At 61.3% G+C, this 636-nt stretch carries 1 protein-coding gene; it reads left to right on the forward strand.

All coding sequences use genetic code 11. From position 1 onward, the window contains the following. Positions 1–397: 397 nt before the first annotated feature. The coding region (locus AC0L2U_RS34745; RefSeq protein ID WP_473603710.1) for a hypothetical protein at positions 398–636 on the forward strand (239 nt) is incomplete at its 3' end.

Below are 636 nucleotides of genomic sequence, written 5' to 3' on the forward strand. Positions count from 1 at the left end.
ACATCACACAGCCCTGTTGAGACCGGCGAAAAGGCAGAGGACTGAGAATCCGCAAAGCCTCGCAATCGGGCGGCAGCTGAGCGAAATCGGCAATTCAGGCGGCCGCGTGCCGATGCGCCCCCCCATGCAGCAGTTCGGTGAATTGCCATTGGATGGGGTACCGTTTCAAGGGACGGGGGCCGGTCACATCGGAAGGCTGCATGCGCAGGCCGCGCCCTCCGCAAGGTCTGAGCCCCCCGCTGCGATCGAAGACTCCATAAACGTCTCATTCGCCGTCCCCAAAGGGTTCTCCCATGGGACTCAACCCGTCCCAGACGTGATACTCCCTTCCCTGGACCACCGTGACCCCTTGCCGGATGCGGGCCAAGCCCGGCAAGCGAGCTTTGAGCAGCATCACGTGGCCGAGCCGCGCCGAGCCGAAGCTGTCGCGCGTGGCGCCCGTGCTACAGGCTATCCCCATCTGTCCGACGAACACCGGGACCTTATTGATAAAGCGATCGCCCACGCTGCGGCTCAGCAAAAATATAGCGAGAGCACGGTCCGAAAACACACGTATGCACTTCGCCGATTGGCGAATGATCTCGGCGCTCGTGGCCAAGCGACTGATCTAAAAAATCACCAATCCCTGGTCGATCA

Source organism: Mesorhizobium sp. WSM4808 (assembly GCF_055811675.1).